The sequence below is a fragment of the Jeotgalibacillus proteolyticus genome, assembly GCF_002926065.1.
In the GTDB taxonomy this organism is placed as follows: domain Bacteria; phylum Bacillota; class Bacilli; order Bacillales; family Jeotgalibacillaceae; genus Jeotgalibacillus; species Jeotgalibacillus proteolyticus.
Genome location: NZ_PREZ01000009.1, coordinates 134,580 through 158,070 on the forward strand (window position 1 = coordinate 134,580; position 23,491 = coordinate 158,070).

Here is a 23,491-nt window from a genome sequence, read left to right on the forward strand (position 1 = left end):
TTAACATTGTTATTATTTTCAACAAAAATTTAAAAAGGAGGAAAATTGTGACGAATAGAGTTGCTTTAGTAACTGGAGGCGCTAAAGGGATAGGTCGAGAGATTTGTCTTGGGCTTTCAAGATCTGGCATGGACGTTGTAGTAAATTACTCTGAAAGTTTTAGGGAAGCTGATCTTCTTTGTGAAGAAATAAAGGATTCCGGAAAGCGTGCTACGGCAATAAAAGCAAATATTCAACATGAAAAAGAAGTAAAGAATATGATAAGTGACATTATTCGAGAATATGGAAAACTTGATGTCTTAGTGAATAATGCTGGTATAACGAATGACAAGCTTATTATTCAAATGACTACACAAGATATTATGTCGGTCTTAAACGTAAATTTGATAGGGGCTATGAACTGCATTAAGTACAGTGTTAAACCTATGTTGAAAAATCGTTATGGGCGAGTTGTAAATATAGCCTCGGTAGTTGGCCTTTCGGGTAATCAAGGACAATCAAATTATGCAGCTTCAAAAGCTGGATTAATTGCGGTTACCAAATCAGCAGCAAAAGAATTCTCATCAAAGAACATTACATTCAATGCTGTCGCTCCAGGTTATATTGATACATCCATGACACAGAAGATGAGCGAAGAATCAAAAGCAAAAATGCTAAGTGAGATACCTTTAGGAAGAGCAGGTACTGGAGTTGATGTAGCAGAGGCCGTAGCATTTTTAAGTACGGATAAAGCAGCCTATATAACAGGACAAGTTCTACAAGTTGATGGAGGCATGTACATTTAATAAAACTAGGAGGGAATATTAATGAAAAATACTTTTGAAGAGGTTCAGAATCTTATAGCAGAGAGATTGGACATTGATAAATTAAGCATTAAAAAAGAATCATCATTTAAGAATGATTTAGGCGCAGATTCTCTGGATGTAGTAGAGATGGTTATGGAAATAGAAGATATTTTTGAAATTGAAATTGCAGATGAAGACTCTGAAAATTTAAAAACAGTACAGGATTTAGTGGAGTATATTGATCAAAAAAATAAAGTGAATCAAGGTTGAGAGGAATGGAGAAAAAGCGCGTTGTAATTACAGGGATGGGAGTAGTAACTGCATTAGGGGAGGAGTTAAACGAATTTTGGAATAACATAGTTTCGGGGCAATCAGGTATCTCACTTGTAGAATCATTTGATACGACAAATTATACGACAAAAATTGCAGGGGAGATAAAAGATTTTAATCCTTTGAATTATATGAGTGAGGAAGAGTCTTCAAATTATGATAGGTTTACTCAATTTGGTTTAGCAGGAACCAAAAAAGCACTTAAGGACGCGGGTTTTGACACACTAAGTGCAATTGATCCAAATCGTATAGGCGTTTTAGTAGGTTCAGGAATCGGTGGTGCTATTACATGGAACCAAGAAATTTATAATTTTAGAAAAAAAATTTCATACGGTTCTAATAAGACTTTTATGACAAAGTTTCAAATATCCCACTGTACAAGTGCGATTGCTCAATATTTAGGTGTGAATGGCCCGTCTGGTACTATGGTTACCGCCTGCGCAGCAGGAAATCATTCTATAGGAGAAGCATACCAGATAATTAAAAATAATAAGGCAGATATCATGATATGTGGTGGGACGGAAGCATCTATAAATCCAGCAGGTTTTGGTGGTTTTACTTCACTCCGAGCAATGTCTACCAGAAATTCCGACCCACAACAAGCTAGTAGGCCCTTTGATAGAGACCGTGACGGTTTTGTTATGGCAGAAGGTTCAGGGATATTAATACTAGAATCTTTAGAACATGCGTTAAATCGAAAAGCTCGTATTTACGCAGAAGTAGTTGGCTTCGGTATGAGTGGGGATGCTTATCATATCACTGAACCTAGACCAGATGGGGAAGGGGCTAAGCAATCAATAATAAGTGCAATGTTGGATGCTAACATCGAGTCAAATCAGATAGACTATGTAAACACTCATGGTACTTCCACACCCTTAGGAGATATAGCGGAAAGTAATGCTATTAAAAAAGCTCTAGGAGCCCATGCATATAAGGCTTCAATAAATTCATCTAAATCAATGACTGGTCACTTAGTGGCAGCAGCCGGTGGAGTAGAAGCCATCATTTCTACTATGGTACTCAATAAACAAATAGTACCACCAACTATTAATATTGATAACCAAGATCCAGAATGTGATTTGGATTATACGCCAAACAAAGCACGTGAAAGGGAAGTTAATTTTTCTTTATCTAATTCTTTTGGTTTTGGGGGGCACAATTCTACTCTAATTTTAAAGAAGTTTAATAAAACCGAGGTGAAATAAATATGAACACGAGTATTGTACCTGTACATGATGATGCTTATTCTTGTTTGGAGGATTTAATATATTCATTATGTGTTTGGAAAGATAACGATTTTCATGCTATGTTCGCCTCTTCTTGGAATTTCGACTTAGATCCATTTGACAGCAAAAGCCCTCTTTCTTTAGCTAAAAGAATTGGAACTGGAAATAAAGAATGGGATAAACTTCTCTCCATCTACCATGGGGTTAAGATATCTGATCAACAAAATAGGTTTTCTGCAAAAGAACTACTACAAAGAATAAAAGATAGATCCCTTGAATTACCACTAATAATAGCTTTTGATTACTATTATTGTCCTTGGAGTAAGGAATTCTATTATAAATATCATGGTGGCGGTGGAGGGTTGTCTCATACTATCTTGTTATCAAGTATCGAAAATGAAGGTTTCATGTGTATAGACCCCCTTTTTAGTACCAATGTAGAGTACCTCCCGTTTAATCATTTTATTAAAGGCTATGAAGGGTACAGAACAGTTTCTTTTACCAAAAATATCTATACAGAAATTGATTGTAACTGGTTGGAAGTTACAAGATACGGTGTTAATAAATCATTAACAAGTAAATTCTTCGACCAATTAACAACTCTTACAAAAGAAATTTCAAATTTAGATTTGGTGTTGGAATCAAAAGGTTTTGAGGATCGGCCAGGTTTATCTCCTATCATGTATCAATTAAAGCTTATTGGTATGGGCAGAAAAAAGTTTTCTAAACTCTTATATAGAACGTATCTTCAAACTAGAAATGAAAAATTTAATATTTTATCTAAGGAAGTTCATAAATTGGGAACTGATTGGGATTATCTAAGCAATCTGATGATGAAAGTCTTTTATACAAAGCATCCAGAAAGAGTACTAAAGAAGCTAGTAGCTAAAATTAATGAAATTAGAATACAAGAAGAAGATAAATTAGCTGAAATTTCTTCGTGTATTAGCAAAAATTTAATAAGCAAAGGGTGAACTCTTATGTACAATTCAGATGTAATTACCGAAGTATTACCCATGGGTAGAGAAGCAATATTACTAGATAGAGTCACTGAAGTGGAACCAGGAAAGATGGGAAGAGGCATAAAAAATATTACAATCACTGAATTACCATTCAAAGGAGATAAAAGAACAAAGCCAAATTATCCTGAAGCAATGCTTGCAGAAACAATAGGTCAACTTGGCGTTTTTATCCATTTAATCCATCCGGAAAATAGAGGGAAAAGTACTGTATTAGCAAAAATAAAAGATTTCGAATTTTTCAATCATGTGTACCCAGGCGACCAAGTGGAATTAACTTACGAGGTAATAAAAAAGCGAGAAACCTCAGGTTTAGGAATTGGAACAGCCAGTGTGAATGGTGTTTTAATCGCACAAGGTGAAATGATTCATTTTTGGGAATAGGTTTTATTTAGAGCTGAAAAGATGAGGTGAATTTTAATGGATAAAAAAAGGGTTGTAGTAACAGGTATGGGAATGGTATCTCCTTGTGGCGATAGTGTTGAAAAAGTATGGGATAAGATAATTAATGGCGATCATCTTTTTTCAAAACTTGATTCGAAGAGAGCTAAAGAAACCAGTATTTCATTAGCAGGAGAAATACCAGAGTTAAATACGGAAGAATATTTCTCCAAAAGAGAAGCAAGGAAGATGGATAAATTTGTCCAATACGCGATGATCGCATCTACTCAAGCAATTAAAGATGCTAAATTAAATCTCGATAGTATAGACAATCATAGGTTTGGGGTAATAATAGGTTCCCAATTTGGTGGTGTTCATACGTGGGAAGAACAAATGCATCTACTCTATGATAGAGGACCTAAAAAAGTTAGTCCCTTTTTTATTCCAATGATGATAGTTAATATGGCAACGGGACAAGTTTCCATGAATTTTGGTGCGAAAGGTCCTAATAACACTCCGGTTACTGGCATGTGTTCAGGTTCAAATGCCATCGGTGATGCTTATAATCAAATTTTAAATAATAGTGCAGATATTATGTTATGTGGTGGAAGTGATGCTGCTATATCCTCCCCATTATTGGGAGGATACATGAGTCAAGGTTTGGTTTCTAATAAAGAGAATGGCAACTATATTTGTCAACCATTTACTGAGGAATCAAGTGGGTTCGTTATGTCTGAAGGATCAGGGGTTTTACTTTTAGAGTCATTGGACCATGCAAAAGAAAGGAATGCAGATATTTATTGTGAAATTGTTGGGTATGGATCCTCAATTGGTTTAGATAAGGAATCTGCTACTCCTTCTGTCAAGGGAATGGTCACCTCTGTTGAGTCAGCATTAATGGACGCTCAATTGGATTTCAAATCAATACAATATATAAACGCTTCCGGTATTGGTGTGGCAAGCTTAGATTCTCGTGAATTAGATAGTCTGAAGAGTCTTTTAGAGAAGTATGAACATGATTTACATATCTCCTCCCTAAAATCAGTGATTGGAAACTTTATGGGAGCGTCAGGCGCTATTGATTCAATCATATCAATAAACACTCTTCATCACGATTTAATTCCTTGTGACGTATATCCTTCATATGAATCAATTGATTCACTTATTTTAGATCAAGAAATATCTGAAAGTTTAGAATATGTATTAAACAATACGATTGATCTAAGCGGATTTAATACCTCATTAATTTTTAAAAGGTGGAGAGATAATGAGTGAAAATACTATAAGTTTGATAAATTCAGAGGAGATCAAAAATTTATTACCTCAAGCGGACAATATGGTCTTAGTAGACGTAATTTGTCAGGTAAACACAGAAAGTATTCAGGGGATTAAAAATGTTGCGATGACTGAGCATTTTTTGGAGGGACACTTTCCCAATGAATCAATGATGCCCGGAGTTTTAATCTTAGAATCAATGATCCAACTGGCGAATCTATTAATTTTGATAAGAGACGATTCAAAAAAAGGATATTACAGTCATCTAAAAAAAGTGGTCGATATTAAGTTCAAAGAAAAAGTAAAACCGGGAGATCAATTATTAATTACTGTTACATCTCTTGAAAGGTTAAAAAGCGCGGAAAGATTTAAAGGAGTAGTCAAAGTAGATAATAAAATAGTAACGGCTGGAGTTTTCGAATTAATTGGTCACACAAAATAAAGGAGGAATTTAAATGAACCTTATCAACGGGAAAAACATTTTAGTAATGGGGGTTGCTAATGAGCGAAGTATTGCTTGGGCGATTGTAAAGTCATTAAATGATCATGGGCAAGTAAATTTTATTTTAACTTATGAAAATGAAAAGATTAAAAATAGAATATTAAAACTTACAAAAGAGATGGATAATGTCAATCTGTTTCAGTGTAATGTTACTGAAGAAATAGATTTAGATAATCTTAAAAATTATATGGAAGATAATTATGGGACTGTCCATGGGATAGTTCATAGTATAGCATTTGCAAATCGTGAAGATTTAGATGGGCGGTATGTTGAAACTAAAAAATCAGGGTACGATCTCGCTCAACATGTTAGTGCCTATTCTCTTTTAGCCGTTACGCAAAGAATATACCCACTTATGTCGGAAGGTGGGAGTATTGTAGCCATGACCTACATTGGATCACAGCGAGTAGTGAAAAATTATAATGTCATGGGAATTGCAAAAGCATCATTAGAGGCTAATGTTCGTTACTTAGCAAAAGATCTAGGCGAATTTGATATACGAGTAAATTCGATTTCTTCCGGTCCAATTCGCACTTTATCAGGTAAAGGTATAGCAGGTTTTAATACATTTATTAAAGCTGTAGAAGATCAAACCATTCTTGGTCGATCTGTAGATCCTGAAGAAGTTGGAAATACAGCTTTATTTTTAATAAGTGACCTTTCTAAGGGGATAACTGGCCAAACAATTTACGTTGATCATGGTTTTAACATTGTTGGTGTGTAATCATGAAGATCGGTACAGATATTGTTAATATTAAAAGGTTTGAATCTCTTTTAAACAATAGATTGTTTTTAGAAAAGGTTTACTCTAACCAAGAACTCAAAAATATTTATAGTCAAGGTAATCCCCAAAGGAAGTTAGAGCTACTAGCCGGTAGATTTTCGGCAAAGGAGGCATTTCTAAAAGCTATAGAGATTGGAATTATGAGTGGTATTCCTCTTAAAAATATAGAAGTCTTATCTACAGTAAGCGGAAAACCTTATATTAGTTTAGATAAATCTACTCTAATGTCATTAAAACAAAAAAATATTTTAATCAAAAATTTGGACTTGAGTATATCACATACTAAGGAAACAGCATTAGCAGTTGTTATATTAAATTTAGAAACGCAAAACCCGAAGGGAGCTGCTTAATGAAAATTGGAATAATTGCTTTTTCTGGTATTACTGTTTAAACTTTATAGGATTTCATGACATTCTTCTTCGAATTAAAGAAAAAGGATTCTTGATCATTATGAAATATGCAGTCGTGAAAAAATCTGTAAGACTTCTAACATAACTATCAGAATAGACAAGACAATCGATAGGTTGGATAAATTCGATTTATTATATGTACCTGGTAGCACAGTGGTTTGCTCTCTTAAGCAGGATGAAACCTTTATTAATTGGCTTCGTACCGGAAAGGAGGTCACCTACAAATTTTCTGCTTGTACTGGATCATTATTGTTGGGAGAAGCAGGATTCTTAATTGATAAGAAAGCAACCACTCACTATAAGCACCTCAGTAGCCTTACACCATATTGTAAAGTGGTTTCAAATGAAAAGATAGTTGAAGATGGTAATGTCGTGACTGTTGGGGGAGTTACTTTTTCAATTGACTTAGGCTATATTTTGCGGAGAAATTTTTCGGAAAAGGTTTAAGAGATGAAGTTCAGGAACATCTTGAGTATCATCCCACTTAAAGGAATTATACAATACTATAATTTCCTTTCCTAATCAACAGTCCGAGAACTTTAATCGGTTTTCGACCGCTAATCCTCAAGGGTTGCATAAAAATATCTAACTAGTTAGATATTTTTCAAAGCGCTGTTGATCCTTTTTGGTTGTGAAGGAATATACAAAAGAGCAACACGTCAAGGTGCTGCTCTTTTGTATTTTATAAATCTTTTCTTACTCTTGTTTGATAATCTAGGAGCCTCACGGGAAAATTTCTTGAACAGAGATAATACAAATTATAACTGTTCTTAAAAACATTTATTTTTTATCTTATTTATCTATAATAAGTGGGTTTTTTACCGAGTTTCTTCTATTATAAATAAACTTATTTTAATCCTTCTTTCTCATATTTCCTAACCAACTTATAAAAAGTAGTTTTCTTCAGGTTTAATTCATCCATCGCTTTGACTGCAGTCAATTCTCCAGTCTTCCAACGATCATATATATGCTTAAACTCTTCTGTGATTATGGCTTTTGGTCTTCCAAAGGCAACCCCGTTCTTTAATGCCATATCAATTCCTTCACGCTGCCTCTTTCGAATGCGTTCTCTTTCCTCTTCGGCCATCCAGGAAAGAATCTGTAATACAAGATCCGCGATAAATGTTCCTAAACTATCTTTGTATTGAGTTGTATCTAGTAAAGGCATATCCATTACGACGATATCAGCTTGAATATTTTTCGTCAGATCGTTCCACTCCTGGAGGATTTCTTCTTTATTTCGCCCAAATCGATCAAGTGAATGGATATAAAGAATATCCCCTTTTCGGATAATTCTTTTTAGCAACTGATAATGAACGCGTTCAAAATTTTTACCACTTTGTTTATCCATGAAGATATCTCGTTCATGAATTCCCATTTTTTTCATCGCTTCAAGTTGACGGCCTTCATTTTGATCTTTGCTGCTGACTCTAATATATCCAAATTTTTTATTATCCATTTATTTACTCCTCGTTTTATTGTTCTTTCTTTTATTCTACCAAAATAGTTCGTAAAAGTATTAACAAAAAGTTGAACGTTCGTAAAATGATTTAGTGTTTTTGCGAACTGAAAAAAAGATTAATTAGTATAAAATTAAATAGTTCGTAAAAGTACACTTTTATGAACGTTAATTTTAATTGAAAAGTTCAAATGTAATAATATTCAAAATATATTTGAGGATTTTGATATACATGTTAAAATTAAAGGAACAAGTGTTCTTTTAGGGGGGAGAGGAAATGAGTATTTCAATGTACAGAAAAAAGATTCAAAATTTAGAAAAAGTTTTGGCTGATTTTGATAAAGGAATAAGTAAAGAACAGAAAAATATAAGTGATGCTATGAAAGCCATCAGTAGGACCAAGAATCAAAGTACTATAAGGATTAAACAGAAAGCTGTTTTAAAAGCCCAAAAAAAGATTGGTGACTTGAGAGATGATAAAGCTAAAGCAATGAAAGCTTATAATGTCACTTTAGGGAATTTGCAGACTCTTGAAAAAAGAGAGAAGAAAAAGGTGAACCGTGAAGAACTAAAACACGTTAAGGCTATTACCTCTGAGCTCTCTAAACAAGAAAGAATAGGACAAAGTTTGAATAACACTATAAATGTCAATTTTCAGGATGTACCCGAACAGATTAATGTTCTTTTCTTAGCTTCAAACCCTGTCGGTGAAGGGCAGCTAAGATTAGATGTAGAAATACGTTCGATTCAAGAGAAAATTCGTGCTTCTCAATACCGTGACTCAATTACTTTACATTCTCGTTGGGCTGTAAGGTCTAGTGATCTTCTTCAAGCAATTAATGAAGTAAAGCCTCATATTATACATTTTAGTGGGCATGGGTCACCGGATCATGACATCATTTTAGAGACAACTGAGGGTGGGCTGAGTTTCTTATCTAAAGAAAAGGTAGCTCTATTGATGAAAACTATGTCTGCCTCAATTAAATTAGTGGTTTTTAATAATTGCTTTTCTAATGGACAGGCTGAAATGGTGACAGAGCATGTAGATTTTGCTATTGGAATGAATGAGGCGATCCTCGATAAAGCAGCTGAAGCATTTGCAGCACAATTCTATTCTGCTCTTGGATTTGGGTATTCTGTCCAAAAATCTTTTGAACAGGGTAAACTTGCTCTAAGCTTGGAAGGAATTGAAGGTCATGAAATACCCGAAATTTATTCAAAAAAAGGATTAAATGCTAATGAGTATATTTTGGTAAAACCTTAACATCATTATTAGAACAACATTAACATATATGTTGATGTTGTTTTTGTCTTATGTGTTAGTAATGTACGTTTAAGATATATAGTTTTTGAAATAAGTTTTGATAGAAAAATTAATTAAAAAGAAGAAGGTTTTCACCTTCTTCGATTTAAAATCAGAAACCATCGTTTTTGATAAACTAATTTCGATTACTATTAAGCTAGATGGTAATAATCATTAAGAGGAATATAATGTAATTATTTTTATGTATTCAATACACATAAAGAGTATAATTAACTATGTAGTAGATCCTTAGACACATAAAAATAATTTATTCCTAGAGGTGATTAAAAATTATGAATAAACGTGAAAAATTAGCACTCAGAAGTCATGATATAACAATTGGTTTAGGCAACAAACAAGTTCCTGAGTTTGAAATAATAACAGAGATAGGAAATATGATTAAACTGGCATTAAATATACGGGGGCTTCCAATGATCCCTTACGAGACTCTAAAAATGGCGGCATACCATTTTTTAGATATTACTCCTCATATGTGTAAGAGTATAGTGGAGAATCTAGGAGAGATTGAGTTTGTAAAGATATCTTCAGAAGGAAAAGAAATTAAAGGCGTTTTACCTACTGTCCCTTTTTATGATGATATATATGAGGGCGTGGGCGAATTTGCTGAAACAAAAAAAATTAATGAAACAGAACAACTCGCAGTAACTATACTTGAGAAGCTAACAACCTCTCCAGTGAGCTCTTCTACAATTTATGAACTTGGCGCTGAGAGAAAGTTAGTGCAACGTAATTTATATATTGGTGAACAAGGAAACTATATCATTAATAAGAGAAGTAGAGGAAAGGATATATTATTAAGCCCCGTATATTTTTCGGAAAATGCCGATTTATTCTCTGATCTTGTTGCAAAATCCGGTGCGAAGAGTGTCCAAAAGATATTAAAATTAATTAAACAGGCCCAGGGAATTCCTTTACATATTGTTGAACAGCAGAAAGAAATACAAGGAGTTAAACTTACTGAAGCTGAAATAAATCTTTTAAAGAGTTTGGCTCACGATAGTATTATAAAGCCACCATCGATAAAAACTTCTCATGCAGGTCAGAATTATTTCCTGTTTACTCCTAAGCCGGGGAATGCTCGTTTAAGTCCAACAAAAAGAGAAGTCTACGAAAGAGCAATGGCACTTGTGTCAGCAGTAAGACAAGGACAATACCTACCAAAGAAATTTGCTATTAGAAACCCTCCTGCTATACTCAGGAAATTAAAAAATGATTATGAAATTGGTGCAAGTACTGAAGCGCTTGAACAATATAGACAATTAACTGTATTAAGAGTAGGAAAACTTGTAACTACCCCATCTGGATGGCACAAATTTAAATTAATTGATACAGAAGAAAATATTGAAGCTATAAATTTGGCTTTAGAGCTAGTATCTGTGGGTGAAGGCCAAGGACTAGAAGTTGATGATCAAATGAGGCTGGCAATAAATCAAGGTCAGACATATGTTGAATCATTAATAAGTGCAGTTAAATTAAAAGAAAGTACGAATGTAGCACTTTCTGAAGAACATCAGGAAGAAGTAGATAATATATTTTTAGGTGGTGTTTAAAATTATTAAAGACAAGGGTTTGAAACTGAAATTGTTAAAGTACTATGTAGCAAATGAATGGTTCCCTCATATGGAAGCAGAAATTTATTTTGAAGAGGGTGTATCTTTCAAAAGGAAGGTAGTAACTGATCTCGATACAGTGGCATTAATACCATCTAACTTTGGAGAACTTAGTTTTTTAATAGGAGATTGTAAAACACTTAAAAATCAATCTCCTATTACTAGGTCTCTTTGGCTAAGTGGACTTATGGGATTACTAAATGCCGAAAAAGGGATAGTTCTTCTCACTAAAGAAATTGAAAGAGACCATAAACAATTATCTTCTAATATGAATGTGAATTTACTGTCCGAAAAGGATTTTGAAATTCTTTCAAATAAAACATCTCCAAATTATAAATTAGTAAACAGTGCCTTATGTGATGGTGATATTTGGGATAAATATTTTGATTTACATAAGAGGTACCCAAATCTAGAAAAAGCAATAAAATTTGTGAAAAATGAGTTTTGGAATATTTCAGATGACAAATTAAAACTTAGAAAGACACTGTACAAGATTAGGGAGATTCGAAGAGAACTTAATCCAGATAATTCTGAGCATGTAGCCCTTCTCATTGATTTGATTTCTCTATTTTCAATAGCTTTAAATAGGGTTACTTTGGATATTTTTAATCAATACCTTCTTCCGGAAACTAAGGAGAACTTATCGAGAGAATTAAAAATATGGCTATGGGGAGGGATGGATCAATATTTATATTGGAATAAGCTATACCAAATAGCTAGCAATAAAGGGAATGATGATGAAATTGAACTTCCAGAATGGGAGGTATTTGTCCAATTAATTAGGCAATTCTTAGAAGAACCTTATTCAACTTCAAGAGTCCCTTTGTTACTCAGAGAATTAGCCTTTGAAACAATGGCTACAGATAAAAGTACTTATGAATTGTCTAGACAATTAGCCAATAAATATAGTCAATCTGGTAAATTCGCCATAATGATTGCTTCATACGTGTGTAAGGCGGCATTGTTACCAAAGGATTTTGATTTAATTATAGGTGAAAAATTAATGAAACTTCAATCTGTTTAAATAAAGATTACAAACGAATTTTGCTGGCCGAAAAACCAATAACACACTTCTGATTTGCCTATCACATTACAAATATCTGAGCGATTTACTGTATATTCAGAATGAAACAACCATTCTCATTTAACATTACTAAAATATAAATTTAAATATATTTATTAGGAGAATCGTTAATGGCAAACCTTGTTGAGTTTGAAGCAATTAGAAAACAATTTATACTTGTTAAGTCTTTGGGAAGTGGCGGTACTGGGGATACATTTCTTTTAAAAGATGAAACAACCGAAATGCTTTTTGCATTTAAAAAATATGTTCCTAAGGATTCGAATTATATAGATGAATATTATGAACGCTTTGTTGATGAGATAAAAATATTATTCAGTCTATCTCACCCTAATGTAGTTCGAGTTTATAATTATTATCTGTATCCTCAAAAGAAGTCAGGCTATCTTCAAATGGAATTTATAGAAGGACAATCAATTGATGAATTTGCACCAGACCCATTTGGCGGCAAAACATGGTCAGAAATTTTCATTGAAACAATAGCTGCTTTTGAGTATTTAGAATTAAATCAAGTCCTACATAGGGATATTCGGCCTGCAAATATTATGATAGATAAAGATGAGAATGTTAAGGTTATTGATTTTGGGTTTGGTAAAAAGTTGGAAGGGTTATCTCAAGATGCTAAGAGTGTTCTTTTAAATTGGCCCGTAACTCAATTGCCAAATGAAACAGCAGATGAAAGTATATATAATCATAAAACTGAAATTTACTTTGTTGGTAAATTGCTTGACAATGTAATTGACCGGAGTATAACTGATTTCAAATTTGAACACATTATTGAAAAAATGATTCAACTGGATCCTAACAATAGATATGATTCATTCGAAGATATATCTATTGAGATTTCTCAAGGTGTTCTTGGGGAGATTGACTTTACAGAAGAACAAAAAGAAATATATGTAAACTTCGCGAACGCACTTTCTTGGTCTATTTTGTTTTTTCAGGAAAACTATTTTCCAATCCGTGACGATAACGAAGTATTAGGTAATCTTGCCAATTTAATAAGAATAAGTTCGTTAGAGAGGATTATTCAAGACAATGCACAATTAATAAGTTGTTTTGTTAATAACGGATACAGATACAGTAACAAAATGGATATTGAAGTAACAGTAATTGTAAATTTTTACCGTCTGATGGACAGCTTAAATTCATATAAGAGAAAAATTGTGTTAGATAACATAGATGCTAGATTATCTAATATAAAAGTAGAGATTAAAGAAGACGATTTACCTTTCTAATTTATAAAATATCATGGATACCTATTTAATTATTGTTTTGAAAGCGATATTTCATTAGCTAATTTCAGCTTATTGAAGTATCGCTTTTTGTCATACTTTATTTACTTTTAGAAAATAAAAATGCAGCGGTTAATAAAGGCGATTACAAAGGAAGATTTAATGGAATAAACAAAAATAGATGGTAAAGTATTACTTTAAATTGTTATAATATAACTAGTTCATAAAGAAAATAATCTGGGAATTAGTTGGTGATGTATGTTTTCTAAAGTAAGAATTTATTATGAAATTTTTCTGCTTGCCCTTATTGTTACCTCTACTATTCTTGTAGTTGTCAACATTGACTATAAAGTATTCGACCAACTCGTATGGGGGGTCCTTTTTTTGATGTTCTTCTACGACTCCTCTTTTTAAAGAATAAGAAAAAATATATAAAAAATAATCCATTTGATTTTATTGCCATCATTCCTCTGGACTCCGTTTTTCAATTTGCTCGATTTTTAAAAGTGCTTCGCCTAACGGTCCTCTTCAAAAAGACACCTGTATTTCATATTTTACAAACGAATGGGTTAAATAAGGTTATTACGATGATGGTTATCTTGATCATTTTTTCAGCTATCCCAATTACAGTTCTCGAACCTGGCATTCAAACCTTTACAGATGGCATATGGTGGGCTGTAGTGACTGCAACGACGGTGGGTTATGGTGATATATCGCCTATTACTACAACCGGAAGAGTTATAGCGGTTTTATTAATGATTTTTGGTATTGGTCTGATCGGTATGGTGACGAGTTCGATTGCTACCTACTTTATAAAAACGAACGATTCTAAGGAGATACAGCCCCCTAATCCTAATCCAACGGTGGATTATGTGAAAGGACAACTAGATAATTATCAAAACTTATCAGACCACGACTTCGAAAGGCTATTATTTCTCGTTAGTTCACTAAGAAATGAAAATAAACTTACTCAAAACAAGTCATGGGAAAGAGTACTAACTCATTAAAATTTAGGGGGAATACTATTGGCCATACGTTTTAGAAAGAGTGTAAAATTAGCGCCTGGCGTGCGTATGAACATTGGAAAGAAAGGTGTGGGCTTCTCTACAGGAGTAAAAGGTGCCAGCGTAAGTACAAGTGCAAGAGGCACAAACCTTAACGTTGGTATTCCGGGGACTGGTCTATCCAGTTCTCATAGGATTATGGGGAAGAAAACCACAAGACCACAGCGAGCAGAGTATGATCGTATTCAAGCACAAAAAGAAAAAGCAGCTGTCGCCGACCATGCAAGGCTTCAAGTTGAGGAATATCAGGCCCACGTGAACATGCTTACCTCTATGCATATTGATTCTACCGAGCCAATTGACTGGGAAAAACGAGCTCTTTCTCCTCTTCCGTTTTCTGAAAAAGAATCTGGACCTTCTTATACAAAAGCCCTTGAAACCATTAAACAATACAAACCAACCGTACGAGATCGCTTGTTTAACAGAATTGAACAAAGAAAAGAAGCTCTTCAAGCTCTTTTACTTGGAGCTGCAGCTGAAGATCAAAAGAGCCTAGACAATCATCATCAAGTGATTGGACAAGCTAAAAGAGTTTTAGCAAATGATCCGAATGAATGGTCTCATATTATAAACGTTCATCAGCCGTTTGAGGATATTGAGAAATTACATGGCAAAGTGACGTATCAAGTCATAAAACCAGGAATCATAGTGGCAAATTTAGAGATTGAATCTGAAGAGACCGTTCCTCAACATGTATTGAGCTTAACGAAAACTGGGAAATTATCAGAAAAGAAAATGGCTAAGGGTAAATACCTGCAACTCTATCAGGATTTTGTTGCTAGTGGAATGCTAAGAATTGCCCGAGAATTCTTTGCCCTCCTTCCTGTAGAAACGGTGATCGTTCATACGTATGGTTATAGCCAGGCTACAGAGCCGGCTGAATATGGTTGTCTTCTCTCCATGAAAGTACAAAGAGGAGAAGTAGAAAACATTGAATGGGAACGTATTGACTGTTCTGATACAGTAGAAAGATTTGAACACAACATGAAATTCTTAAAAACAAAAGGCTTCAAATTAGTACAGGAGGTTCATTTGCCATGACATGGGTGTTAATTATTGGTGCAATCGTGTTGCTCATTCTTTTGTTTCAATATCCACTCTTCATTATTGGTGTAGGAATTGCAATTTGGGCGGCATATGAGTGGAACGTCAATAAAAAGCTACAAGCAAAATCAAAGAAACCGGCAGCCATCCTATCCTTTGGGCTTGTCATGGCTTTAACCGGATGTATCATGACGGTTACTGAACCGGTCGAGGACATAGCCAGCACTGACCTTGAAACCACTGAAGCCTCAGCTGAAGTAGCAAATGCTGTGGATGAACAAGAAGAAGAGGCTAAACAGGAAGCTGAACGCTTAGAAGAAGAAAAGAAAAAAGAGGAAGAAGCGAAAGCAGTAGCTGCAAAGAAAGAGGAAGAACAAAAAGCTGCTGAAGAAAAAGCCAAGAAAGAGGAAGAGCAAAAGGCTGCTGAAGAAAAAGCCAAGAAAGAAGAAGAGCGAAAAGCTGCAGAACAAAAAGCCAAAGAAGAGGCTGAAGCAGCTAAAAAGGAAGAAGAGGAAAAAGAAGCTCTAAAAACTGCAGGTACGACCGACTTAATTCCAGTCACCCTTGTTCGAACAGTCGACGGGGACACCGCAGTGGTCAATTATGAGGGACAGGAACTTACAGTTAGATACCTGTTAATTGACACCCCTGAAACAAAGCATCCGCAAATGGGTGTGCAGCCTTTTGGACCTGAAGCGTCAGATCGAAATAAACAGTTAATTAATTCAGGCCAACTTTCCATTGAATTTGATGTAGGTGAGCGTACAGATAAATATGATAGGCTACTTACCTACGTTTACGTCGATGGAGTTTCTGTTCAAGAAACATTAATAAGGGAAGGTTTAGGCCGTGTAGCGTATGTTTATCCTCCCAATACTCGACACTTAGACGCTTATAAAGCTGCCGAAGCAGAAGCGAAAGCAGCAGGTCGAGGAATATGGTCAGTAGAAAATTATGCGACTTCAGAAGGTTTCAATAGTGATGTGGTAGTTGTAGAAGAACCAGTCGAAGAGGAGGCACCAGCTGAATCTTCTCCACCTCCAGCTCAAGAACAAGAGTATTTTCAAAATTGCACAGAATTAAGAACGGTTTATCCAAACGGAGTTGCATCTGATCACCCAGCTTATCAGCCTAAAATGGATCGTGATAAAGATGGCTGGGCGTGTGAAAGATAATATCATTTCTCGACGTAAACGATTAATACGTCCTTTGGATACTACGTATGTTAACAATAATTATGTTGTTATTATTAACATATGTTTTAATGTTAAATATTAATTTAAAAAAGAGATAATTCTTAAGCTATTTAAGGCTTCTGAATTGTCTCTTTTTTTTACATAAAAATTACTTGAAAAGAATTTCTCTATAAACTTGTGCCCCATTAATTAATCGACTGTAAGTAAAGATAAACTCCAAAGACCAAACCCTCCATTCCTTAAGACGGCAGCACTAACGGTCTGATCTAAAAGCAAAAAGCGCTTTTTGTCAGTCCGTAAGCGTCGCTGTGGTATTAAAGGGCTCGATAACCAAGGGCTGTACGGCTTATGCCTACAGTCCGTTGGTTCCTGATCCCTTTGCCTTCGGCCCATCCCCCACCAGCCGAAAACCGTCAATTCAAGATTAAATCCCATCAAACCCAATCGGAAACCAGCCTGACGGCTGCTATTGAAGAATAGTTGCCCTTTTGTCTTCCGAATCGTAAGACAGAGCAAGGGCTCTACTTTTCCAGCCGGTAGGACACCCGAACCTTTCCGGCAGGAAACTAAGAGCCCTAGGCAGACAGTAAAGGGGCAAAAAACTTTTTGCTTTTTCTATCCTTCTGGAGGAAGCAAAACCTTTTTTATGCTTATCCCTTGACCGCCTGCCTATGCTCGTCTTTCGTAATCTTTGCAAAAAGGGATAAATCTCTTTTTGTCTTACCTTTTTTATCAAAAAAAATAGTATAATATACTTATATACAATCACCGCGTTTTTTGGCGGTAAGTGAGAGTTGCAAAGGGGAGAAATCATGTGAAAAAAGAAGTAATACAAAGGAAATCACTCCGAATAGTTGCTAGTGAGACTCCATTTGAGCATGAACAAAAAGATAAAATTTTCAGTGCTTATTTCGCTATCACCGATTATTATAAAAAATATCCTAATCCCGGAGCTTGTCACCTAATCTCTAGTGTTTTTTATGTTCTTTTAAATGAACAAGGGATAGACAATGATTTATGTATTGGAGAAGTTAAGACAGGCGATAAATACTTTGACCATTCATGGATTGAAATTGGAGGAAAAGTTTTTGATATTGCAATACAACATACCTTAGACGAGTCTAGAAATGCCCCAGTTTACGGAGGATACAATCTATCTACGGGCCATCCGCATAATAGGGTTTATGGATCCCCTTCTCCTAGTGGATTTGATCGAGATGCAAAAAAAGTTTTAAATACTCCTTTTGTAAAATATATGGATGCATACCCGCATTTTAAAGAAGGAGCATGGAAGATTGTCAAAGTGATTGGTAAAGAGCTTCGACTTAAACTAGATTTAAAAGAACTTAAACAAACTTACAGGGATACTGAGCGCAAATTAAAATTGAAATAAAAAGGGAGGATTCTAACAATGACAAATTCTAAAAAAATAAAAGATGATATTTCTAAAACAGATTTTAAAACAGGAAAAACAAATTTTAAAGTAGAATTTGAAGGGATGTCTGCTATTCCTTTCTGGAATGATGATTTAAAGGCGAAAGCTGCTATTGCTTTATTAAAATCAATAGACATTCAAAACTATGTTAAACATAATATGTATGAACAGGCTGAGGAAGACTATCAGGAATTAATAACACTGGTCAATGCAGCCTACGGGAGAGATTTATAATACAGAAGAGACCTTCATACTTGTGGGAATGAAGGTTTTTTTGATTATTTTGATGAAACTCAAATTCAAGGATCTATACAGTTTCTTGTTGAGGTAGAAAAACGCTCATTTGTAAACTTCTAATTCGTAATACTTGTACGAGAAATAGTGTAGTTCCATATTTTGATTATAATTTATAAATAAATTTGAACTTTCATCCTTTGTCGAGTTTCTTCTATTATATATACCTATTTGAGTAACTCTCTTTCGTACTCCCTAACCAACTTATAAAAAGTAGTCTTCTTAATGTTCAATTCCTCCATTGCTTTGACTGCAGTCAACTCTCCAGACTTCCAACGATCATAGAACAATTTAAATTCTTCTGTAAGCACTGCTTTCGGTCTCCCAAATGTAGTTCCGTTCTTTAAGGCCACATCAATTCCTTCTCGGCTGACGTTTTCGAATACGTTCTCTTTCTTCTTCAGCCATCCAGGAAAGAATTTGTAATACAAGATCGGCGATAAACGTTCCTAAACTATCTTTTTATTGAGTTGTATCCAGTTGTAATGAAAGCTATGGTTTCTGTCTGGATCTCTTGCTAAGAATAAGAATGAATATTATAATTGTACTAATAATAATAATAATATATATGTACAGAGTTTGGAATGGATCATTTCTGTACAAACTGAAAGGAGAATAAGGAGAAATGAGCGTGAATGCGATGATGGGTAGAGAAAAACGCCATACACGACGCTTAAGTCAGGTCGGCAATAGTTTATCAACGGTGATTCCAAAAGAAATTGTGGTTGAGATGCAGATGAATAAAGGCGATGAGATGGAGATTTTTTATGATGAGGAAAGAGGCGAAATTGTCATGAGAAAAGCAAATCGTTCCATTCCAAAAGGCATTCGGCCAGACGTCTTAAAAGCCATGAATCGAACCATTACCAAATACGATAATGCATTACGAAATCTACGAGATCGCTAGTCATGGGGAGTGAAATGCATTGTCGGTGAATTATTTATCTGCAGAGGAAATTCTCTTTATCCACTACACCATGATGGATTTTTATGAGGATAGCGACCAGGCAGGGATTAAAAATCAGGACCGTTTTGAAGGAATGGTCGCAAGACCAAAGACCACCTTATATGGAGTCGAAACCTTTCCGACTGTGATTGAAAAGGCTTGTTGCTATTATCATTCAATCGCTAGAGGCGGCCATATTTTTCAAAACGGAAATAAGCGGACCGCTCTTACGGTACTGGAAACGTTTTTAAATATTAACGGGTTAGAGCTCATCTGGAGCGAACAACAAGCAGAAGATTTTACCGTGTATGTAGCGAATGATGACCGATTTAAAGATAATGACTGTATCCATTTTCTAAAAGAAGAACTGGAAGCATTCATTCATCCTTTAAAGGATCCATTATAATTTTAGAGATTTCTTTCGCTAATAGGAAATCGTTTATAAAGAAAGTATTATTTAATCAAACGGGTCGTTTGGAACTCACTAAGTTCCAGACGACCCGTTTTTTATCTTAAAAATAGAAATCTTTTAGCCGGAAGAAACTCGTTTTTAGGTGTAGCCTAACAGCTGACTAGAAGGTCAAGGGTAGTTCCATATAAGCAGATGTGTTATTTGTTTCCTGCAGTAGCTGCCATGTTCATCTCAAGTTCATTTAGAGGGGATACGTGTGGACAAAAAAACGAATCAATGCTTCTTTATCTTCGTGTAAGTTCATCCCATAACCCACTTTCATATAACGCTAATTTGGTTTTTTGCGGATAGCTTTGGATACAGGCTTGGATTTCCTGTTGATCCATGTCCCCTGGGGCCAGATAATCGATGATTCGTTGTTTGGCGGATTCCAGTGGTTTTTCACTGTACTTATCGTAATTCGTGAGTAAGTCCAGGACTTGAAGAAGCTTATAATTATTTTCCGTTACGGTAATGCGCGGTTTCCTCAAGATGACCCGTCTGTTTTTTAAATTAACCACTCTTTTGATATTCGTTTCTTTATTGGTGATGATTTCAATCATGCCAGGTGTTTGAGTCGTTAACTGTAAATCATTCGCAAAAGCGAGTCCTGTTCGATACCCAATCAGTTGATCTTCCTTATACAAGTATTTTTTCTTAATAATTTTATTAACACTTAATGATTTCTTTTTAAGTAAAGAGTCAGGTCTTGGGATAAAGTAGATCCCTTTATCAAAACGGATAATCTGTTCACGATCTGTCAGTCGTTTTAGATTTTGCCGTAGGGTTGTATCTTTCCCCATCATTTTATTGCGGAGATCTTCAGGGAAAATGGGTTCATTATACCCGTAGTTATCAAGTAAATAACTCAATAAATCCATTTTGCTTCACCTCCTGATTACAGTATACCATATTTATATATAATATATATAAAAACGTTACACTTGCTGTTAAGTATAGTATGTCCAGGATACACTTTATTTATACATTTTTTCTGGCTTAGAGTTTCTGGACATAGTTACGAGATTAGCTAAACGATAAATTAAACAAATCAGGAAAAATTCTATGAAAATAGTACATAGTCTAATTACAGTAGTTGTGAGGGTCAAGCGTTCCTCATGAAAAGTACACCAATAAAAAGTGCACTCTTAAATTAGGTCGATAGAAGAAAATCGAAGAAATAGAGGAGATCATTCATTCTCAATGCAGCAGGGTGGCTTACTTAGAGTGAAAAGGGAAAGAGAGGTCCATTGATTATTTCTCTCTTGAGTTTTAATTAATGGATTGTTAACTAGTGAAGACGATCACACCTTTGTATCTTCTTTTAAACCTGTTTTAATTATGCGTAGCCCCCTTTTAGTATTGAAGAGGGGCTTTATTCGTTACATATTTTTATTCCTAATATTGGACTTGGGATCTTTAGTTGAGGTGATTAACATTAATTTTAATGTTAACAATAACAACGTTGTTATTGTTGTTGTTAACATATGTTTTTTGCTAATCAAATCACTGCAGCATCGAGTCTACAAGCACGATAAAAATTTATTAAAAAGTAAAGGAAAAAGTATCATAAACGACGGAAAAATAGTGAAATTATCAAAAGGGCTGTATCCCTCTGGAGACCAGGAATTCTATCGTTATTAGTTCTTACAGGTCTTTGTTGCTTGTATGTTTAATTTTATAACACTTCCATGATACCTTTTTTACTAATACATCCAATCGCCCATTGCTAATGGAATCTATTGGATAGGTATGTCAAGTGTCGAATACAGCTATATTGGGAAGTTTATTTCTCTAACTGTTCAATTATTAAATCTGATGGGCGTTTCCTTGTACCTAGACTTCATGTTTCCCTAAAATGATCCCGTTACCTTTTTCAAAATTCCAAGTGATTTAAGTATCCTGAAGAAAGGGATTCAGCGTCTGTTGGAGAAATAGATCAACCTAGAGAAAACTAATTCATTCACAATACCCTCAAACATTTAATCCTTAGCCAGGTGGCAACACTAATGGTCTTATCCCTCTGCCACCGGCTCATCCTGTACGAGCTGTGAAGCCCAGTTTCAAATTTAAAACCCTAAAACCCAAAAACCCAATTCCAGTCGGAAAGCTGCTTCTGAAAAATAGTTGCCCTTTTTCCTTTCGTGAACGTAAGACTGAGCAAGGGCTCTACGTTTCCAGCCGGCAGGATACCCGAACCCCTCATAGCTGTACTCCCTTAATACTATCGAAGCCTTCGTCCGTTTTGAAATCTCTTGTATTAACTTTTGTCATCACTTTTGTATTCCAGAAGATCTCCAGGCTGACACTCCAATGCTTTACAAATAGCCTCTAAAGTTGATAGCCTGATCGCTTTCGCTTTCCCATTTTTTAATATTGAAAGATTAGCCATCGTGATTCCAACTTTCTCGGAGAGTTCTGTTACACTCATTTTCCTTTTAGCCAGCATCACATCAATATGAATTATAATCGCCATTTTATTCACCTCAGACCGTTAAATCATTTTCCGATTTTATGGTAATTGCTTCTTGTAAAAGTCTTTCGAGAACTGCAGCAAAGACGGCAATGACTAATGAAGCACCCACAATGACCAATCCCATAAGTACGAGACCTGGTGCATCATCCCATTCCGCTATGATAAAAATGAATGGAAGGACCACTACATACAACCCACTGATGATGAGGGCACAAATTTTGATCTTCTTGAGAGATATCACGGAGAGCTCTGTGAACGCCTGACTATTGTCAATATAACGCAGCAGCACTAAAGCTTGATATAGCGCAAAGTAAAAAGGAATGGTCGATACATACATCACGGTTAGTACGCCTAAAATCATATAAGCAAGCTCTGCGCCCGGTTGTATATGCCCAATGGCTTCTTTTATTACCTGCGGCAACCCAAAAACACACAAAGCTAGAACAGGAATTCCCATAAGAATAACAGCTGTCCTCAAGAAGAATGTTGATCCTCGTTTCATAAATAACACCTCACTAATTTATTGTATTTAAAAATTTACCACGTTATTTATCGTTTTACAATAAATATTTATTATTTTATATTTATCTTTTATTCTAAATCAATATTATTTTCATTTCTTAACATAACAAAAAGAGCATCTCATTATTAGGAAATGCTCTTGAAAAATTGAGGATATTAAAATCTTGTTGCTTATTAGCCTAAGGTGGATCCTAATAAAGCTGGCCGGGCATGTGAAAGATACGATCATTTCTCGATACGACTAACTAACACTTATCCTTTGAATAGGATATATGTTAACAATAATCATGTTGTTACTATTAACATATGTTTTAATGTTTGGTATTAATTGAAAAAAGAGATCATTTTTAAGCTATTTAAGGCTTTTGAATGGTCTTTTTTTTGTTGCATAAGAATTTCTGAAAGAATTTCGCCATATACTTGTGCTCCATTAATAAAACCCCTGAAAGTAAGATAAACCCCAAAGGCCACCCTTTCATACCTTAAGACGGCAGCACTAACGGTTTGAGCAAAAAACAAAGGCTAGTTTTTGTCAGTCCGTAAGTGTCGCTGTGGCATTAAAGGACTCGATAACCACGCGCTGTACGGCTTGCGCCTACAGACCGTAGGTTCCTGATCCCTTTGCCTTCGGCCCATCCCCCA

25 protein-coding genes and 1 pseudogene are annotated in these 23,491 nt (G+C 34.9%); 21 read left to right on the forward strand and 5 right to left on the reverse strand.

Annotated elements, in window-relative coordinates; genetic code table 11:
* The first annotated feature begins 44 nt into the window (after window positions 1-44).
* From fabG to C4B60_RS19735, 10 genes are all read left to right on the forward strand, one after another.
* Window positions 45-785: a 3-oxoacyl-[acyl-carrier-protein] reductase gene (gene fabG / locus C4B60_RS19690; protein WP_104059672.1), complete on the forward strand. Its 741-nt coding sequence runs from the start codon at window positions 45-47 to the stop codon at window positions 783-785.
* A 21-nt stretch (window positions 786-806) separates the two neighbouring features.
* Window positions 807-1,055, forward strand: a complete 249-nt coding sequence (gene acpP / locus C4B60_RS19695) for an acyl carrier protein (protein ID WP_104059673.1) — start codon at window positions 807-809, stop codon at window positions 1,053-1,055.
* Between the two features lie 5 nt (window positions 1,056-1,060).
* Window positions 1,061-2,320 (forward strand): beta-ketoacyl-ACP synthase II, encoded by a 1,260-nt coding sequence (gene fabF, locus C4B60_RS19700; protein WP_104059674.1) that lies wholly within the window; start codon window positions 1,061-1,063, stop codon window positions 2,318-2,320.
* Between the two features lie 2 nt (window positions 2,321-2,322).
* Entirely contained in the window at window positions 2,323-3,315 is a 993-nt protein-coding gene (locus C4B60_RS19705) for a hypothetical protein (protein WP_104059675.1), read from the forward strand.
* A gap of 6 nt (window positions 3,316-3,321) precedes the next feature.
* Entirely contained in the window at window positions 3,322-3,744 is a 423-nt protein-coding gene (locus C4B60_RS19710; protein WP_104059676.1) for a 3-hydroxyacyl-ACP dehydratase FabZ family protein, read from the forward strand.
* A 36-nt stretch (window positions 3,745-3,780) separates the two neighbouring features.
* On the forward strand, window positions 3,781-5,016 hold the full coding sequence (locus tag C4B60_RS19715; protein WP_104059677.1) for a beta-ketoacyl-[acyl-carrier-protein] synthase family protein: 1,236 nt from the start codon (window positions 3,781-3,783) through the stop codon (window positions 5,014-5,016).
* Window positions 5,009-5,458, forward strand: coding sequence for a 3-hydroxyacyl-ACP dehydratase FabZ (gene fabZ / locus C4B60_RS19720; RefSeq protein ID WP_104059678.1), 450 nt, complete (start codon window positions 5,009-5,011; stop codon window positions 5,456-5,458). Before C4B60_RS19715 ends, fabZ begins: the two co-directional genes overlap by 8 nt.
* 13 nt (window positions 5,459-5,471) lie before the next feature.
* Window positions 5,472-6,242 (forward strand): enoyl-ACP reductase FabI, encoded by a 771-nt coding sequence (locus C4B60_RS19725; RefSeq protein ID WP_104059679.1) that lies wholly within the window; start codon window positions 5,472-5,474, stop codon window positions 6,240-6,242.
* 2 nt (window positions 6,243-6,244) lie between these two features.
* Entirely contained in the window at window positions 6,245-6,652 is a 408-nt protein-coding gene (gene acpS / locus C4B60_RS19730; protein ID WP_104059680.1) for a holo-ACP synthase, read from the forward strand.
* A 123-nt stretch (window positions 6,653-6,775) separates the two neighbouring features.
* The gene (locus C4B60_RS19735; RefSeq protein WP_280632289.1) at window positions 6,776-7,159 is read left to right on the forward strand and encodes a DJ-1/PfpI family protein; all 384 of its coding nucleotides are present in this window, start codon (window positions 6,776-6,778) and stop codon (window positions 7,157-7,159) included.
* A gap of 400 nt (window positions 7,160-7,559) precedes the next feature.
* On the opposite strand, the gene C4B60_RS19740 is transcribed toward C4B60_RS19735, so the two are convergent.
* A complete protein-coding gene (locus C4B60_RS19740) occupies window positions 7,560-8,171 on the reverse strand; it encodes a recombinase family protein (RefSeq protein ID WP_104059682.1) in 612 nt (203 codons plus the stop codon).
* A gap of 277 nt (window positions 8,172-8,448) precedes the next feature.
* Here C4B60_RS19740 and C4B60_RS21790 point away from each other — a divergent pair, with 277 nt between their 5' ends.
* From C4B60_RS21790 to C4B60_RS19785, 9 genes are all read left to right on the forward strand, one after another.
* Complete coding sequence (locus C4B60_RS21790) at window positions 8,449-9,435, forward strand: CHAT domain-containing protein (RefSeq protein ID WP_245154059.1); 987 nt, start codon at window positions 8,449-8,451, stop codon at window positions 9,433-9,435.
* A 332-nt stretch (window positions 9,436-9,767) separates the two neighbouring features.
* Window positions 9,768-11,045: a hypothetical protein gene (locus tag C4B60_RS19750; RefSeq protein WP_104059683.1), complete on the forward strand. Its 1,278-nt coding sequence runs from the start codon at window positions 9,768-9,770 to the stop codon at window positions 11,043-11,045.
* Window positions 11,038-12,129: a hypothetical protein gene (locus C4B60_RS19755; RefSeq protein WP_104059684.1), complete on the forward strand. Its 1,092-nt coding sequence runs from the start codon at window positions 11,038-11,040 to the stop codon at window positions 12,127-12,129. The genes C4B60_RS19750 and C4B60_RS19755 overlap by 8 nt, the downstream gene beginning before the upstream one ends.
* A gap of 170 nt (window positions 12,130-12,299) precedes the next feature.
* Window positions 12,300-13,424 (forward strand): protein kinase family protein, encoded by a 1,125-nt coding sequence (locus C4B60_RS19760; protein WP_104059685.1) that lies wholly within the window; start codon window positions 12,300-12,302, stop codon window positions 13,422-13,424.
* Between the two features lie 365 nt (window positions 13,425-13,789).
* Window positions 13,790-14,428: a potassium channel family protein gene (locus tag C4B60_RS19765; RefSeq protein ID WP_104059686.1), complete on the forward strand. Its 639-nt coding sequence runs from the start codon at window positions 13,790-13,792 to the stop codon at window positions 14,426-14,428.
* Between the two features lie 18 nt (window positions 14,429-14,446).
* On the forward strand, window positions 14,447-15,526 hold the full coding sequence (locus C4B60_RS19770) for a DUF4236 domain-containing protein (protein WP_104059687.1): 1,080 nt from the start codon (window positions 14,447-14,449) through the stop codon (window positions 15,524-15,526).
* The gene (locus tag C4B60_RS21930; RefSeq protein WP_280632288.1) at window positions 15,523-16,704 is read left to right on the forward strand and encodes a thermonuclease family protein; all 1,182 of its coding nucleotides are present in this window, start codon (window positions 15,523-15,525) and stop codon (window positions 16,702-16,704) included. The genes C4B60_RS19770 and C4B60_RS21930 overlap by 4 nt, the downstream gene beginning before the upstream one ends.
* Window positions 16,705-17,539: 835 nt before the next feature.
* A complete protein-coding gene (locus C4B60_RS19780) occupies window positions 17,540-18,118 on the forward strand; it encodes a lasso peptide biosynthesis protein (protein ID WP_167578715.1) in 579 nt (192 codons plus the stop codon).
* An 18-nt stretch (window positions 18,119-18,136) separates the two neighbouring features.
* Complete coding sequence (locus tag C4B60_RS19785; RefSeq protein WP_104059689.1) at window positions 18,137-18,394, forward strand: hypothetical protein; 258 nt, start codon at window positions 18,137-18,139, stop codon at window positions 18,392-18,394.
* 227 nt (window positions 18,395-18,621) lie between these two features.
* Here C4B60_RS19785 and C4B60_RS21805 read toward each other — a convergent pair.
* A pseudogene (locus C4B60_RS21805) lies at window positions 18,622-18,934 on the reverse strand (recombinase family protein); the annotation flags it as partial.
* Window positions 18,935-19,079: 145 nt separating this feature from the next.
* Between C4B60_RS21805 and C4B60_RS19795 the strand changes: the two are divergent.
* Together C4B60_RS19795 and C4B60_RS19800 are read left to right on the forward strand one after the other, a co-directional pair.
* Complete coding sequence (locus tag C4B60_RS19795) at window positions 19,080-19,361, forward strand: AbrB/MazE/SpoVT family DNA-binding domain-containing protein (RefSeq protein ID WP_425331182.1); 282 nt, start codon at window positions 19,080-19,082, stop codon at window positions 19,359-19,361.
* A 25-nt stretch (window positions 19,362-19,386) separates the two neighbouring features.
* Window positions 19,387-19,806, forward strand: coding sequence for a type II toxin-antitoxin system death-on-curing family toxin (locus C4B60_RS19800; protein ID WP_104059706.1), 420 nt, complete (start codon window positions 19,387-19,389; stop codon window positions 19,804-19,806).
* Between the two features lie 290 nt (window positions 19,807-20,096).
* Here C4B60_RS19800 and C4B60_RS19805 read toward each other — a convergent pair whose 3' ends face one another.
* The 3 genes from C4B60_RS19805 to C4B60_RS19820 form a co-directional block, all read right to left on the reverse strand.
* On the reverse strand, window positions 20,097-20,732 hold the full coding sequence (locus tag C4B60_RS19805) for a DUF6088 family protein (protein WP_104059690.1): 636 nt from the start codon (window positions 20,730-20,732) through the stop codon (window positions 20,097-20,099).
* 1,379 nt (window positions 20,733-22,111) lie between these two features.
* Window positions 22,112-22,327, reverse strand: a complete 216-nt coding sequence (locus tag C4B60_RS19815) for a helix-turn-helix domain-containing protein (RefSeq protein WP_104059692.1) — start codon at window positions 22,325-22,327, stop codon at window positions 22,112-22,114.
* Window positions 22,328-22,337: 10 nt separating this feature from the next.
* Window positions 22,338-22,829 (reverse strand): DUF2975 domain-containing protein, encoded by a 492-nt coding sequence (locus C4B60_RS19820; RefSeq protein ID WP_104059693.1) that lies wholly within the window; start codon window positions 22,827-22,829, stop codon window positions 22,338-22,340.
* Window positions 22,830-23,491 lie beyond the last annotated feature (662 nt).

Excerpts from the sequence above, each read along its gene's own strand:
- C4B60_RS19710 (WP_104059676.1), top strand. The coding sequence starts at position 3,322 with ATGTACAATTCAGATGTAATTACCGAAGTATTACCCATGGGTAGAGAA.
- C4B60_RS19795 (WP_425331182.1), top strand. The coding sequence starts at position 19,080 with ATGAGCGTGAATGCGATGATGGGTAGAGAAAAACGCCATACACGACGC.
- fabZ (WP_104059678.1), top strand. The coding sequence starts at position 5,009 with ATGAGTGAAAATACTATAAGTTTGATAAATTCAGAGGAGATCAAAAAT.
- C4B60_RS21790 (WP_245154059.1), top strand. The coding sequence starts at position 8,449 with ATGAGTATTTCAATGTACAGAAAAAAGATTCAAAATTTAGAAAAAGTT.
- C4B60_RS21930 (WP_280632288.1), top strand. The coding sequence starts at position 15,523 with ATGACATGGGTGTTAATTATTGGTGCAATCGTGTTGCTCATTCTTTTG.
- C4B60_RS19815 (WP_104059692.1), bottom strand. The coding sequence starts at position 22,327 with ATGGCGATTATAATTCATATTGATGTGATGCTGGCTAAAAGGAAAATG.
- C4B60_RS19725 (WP_104059679.1), top strand. The coding sequence starts at position 5,472 with ATGAACCTTATCAACGGGAAAAACATTTTAGTAATGGGGGTTGCTAAT.
- C4B60_RS19765 (WP_104059686.1), top strand. The coding sequence starts at position 13,790 with ATGGGGGGTCCTTTTTTTGATGTTCTTCTACGACTCCTCTTTTTAAAG.
- C4B60_RS19740 (WP_104059682.1), bottom strand. The coding sequence starts at position 8,171 with ATGGATAATAAAAAATTTGGATATATTAGAGTCAGCAGCAAAGATCAA.
- C4B60_RS19820 (WP_104059693.1), bottom strand. The coding sequence starts at position 22,829 with ATGAAACGAGGATCAACATTCTTCTTGAGGACAGCTGTTATTCTTATG.
- C4B60_RS19805 (WP_104059690.1), bottom strand. The coding sequence starts at position 20,732 with ATGGATTTATTGAGTTATTTACTTGATAACTACGGGTATAATGAACCC.
- C4B60_RS19715 (WP_104059677.1), top strand. The coding sequence starts at position 3,781 with ATGGATAAAAAAAGGGTTGTAGTAACAGGTATGGGAATGGTATCTCCT.
- C4B60_RS19760 (WP_104059685.1), top strand. The coding sequence starts at position 12,300 with ATGGCAAACCTTGTTGAGTTTGAAGCAATTAGAAAACAATTTATACTT.
- C4B60_RS19785 (WP_104059689.1), top strand. The coding sequence starts at position 18,137 with ATGACAAATTCTAAAAAAATAAAAGATGATATTTCTAAAACAGATTTT.
- acpP (WP_104059673.1), top strand. The coding sequence starts at position 807 with ATGAAAAATACTTTTGAAGAGGTTCAGAATCTTATAGCAGAGAGATTG.
- C4B60_RS19705 (WP_104059675.1), top strand. The coding sequence starts at position 2,323 with ATGAACACGAGTATTGTACCTGTACATGATGATGCTTATTCTTGTTTG.
- acpS (WP_104059680.1), top strand. The coding sequence starts at position 6,245 with ATGAAGATCGGTACAGATATTGTTAATATTAAAAGGTTTGAATCTCTT.
- C4B60_RS19750 (WP_104059683.1), top strand. The coding sequence starts at position 9,768 with ATGAATAAACGTGAAAAATTAGCACTCAGAAGTCATGATATAACAATT.
- fabF (WP_104059674.1), top strand. The coding sequence starts at position 1,061 with ATGGAGAAAAAGCGCGTTGTAATTACAGGGATGGGAGTAGTAACTGCA.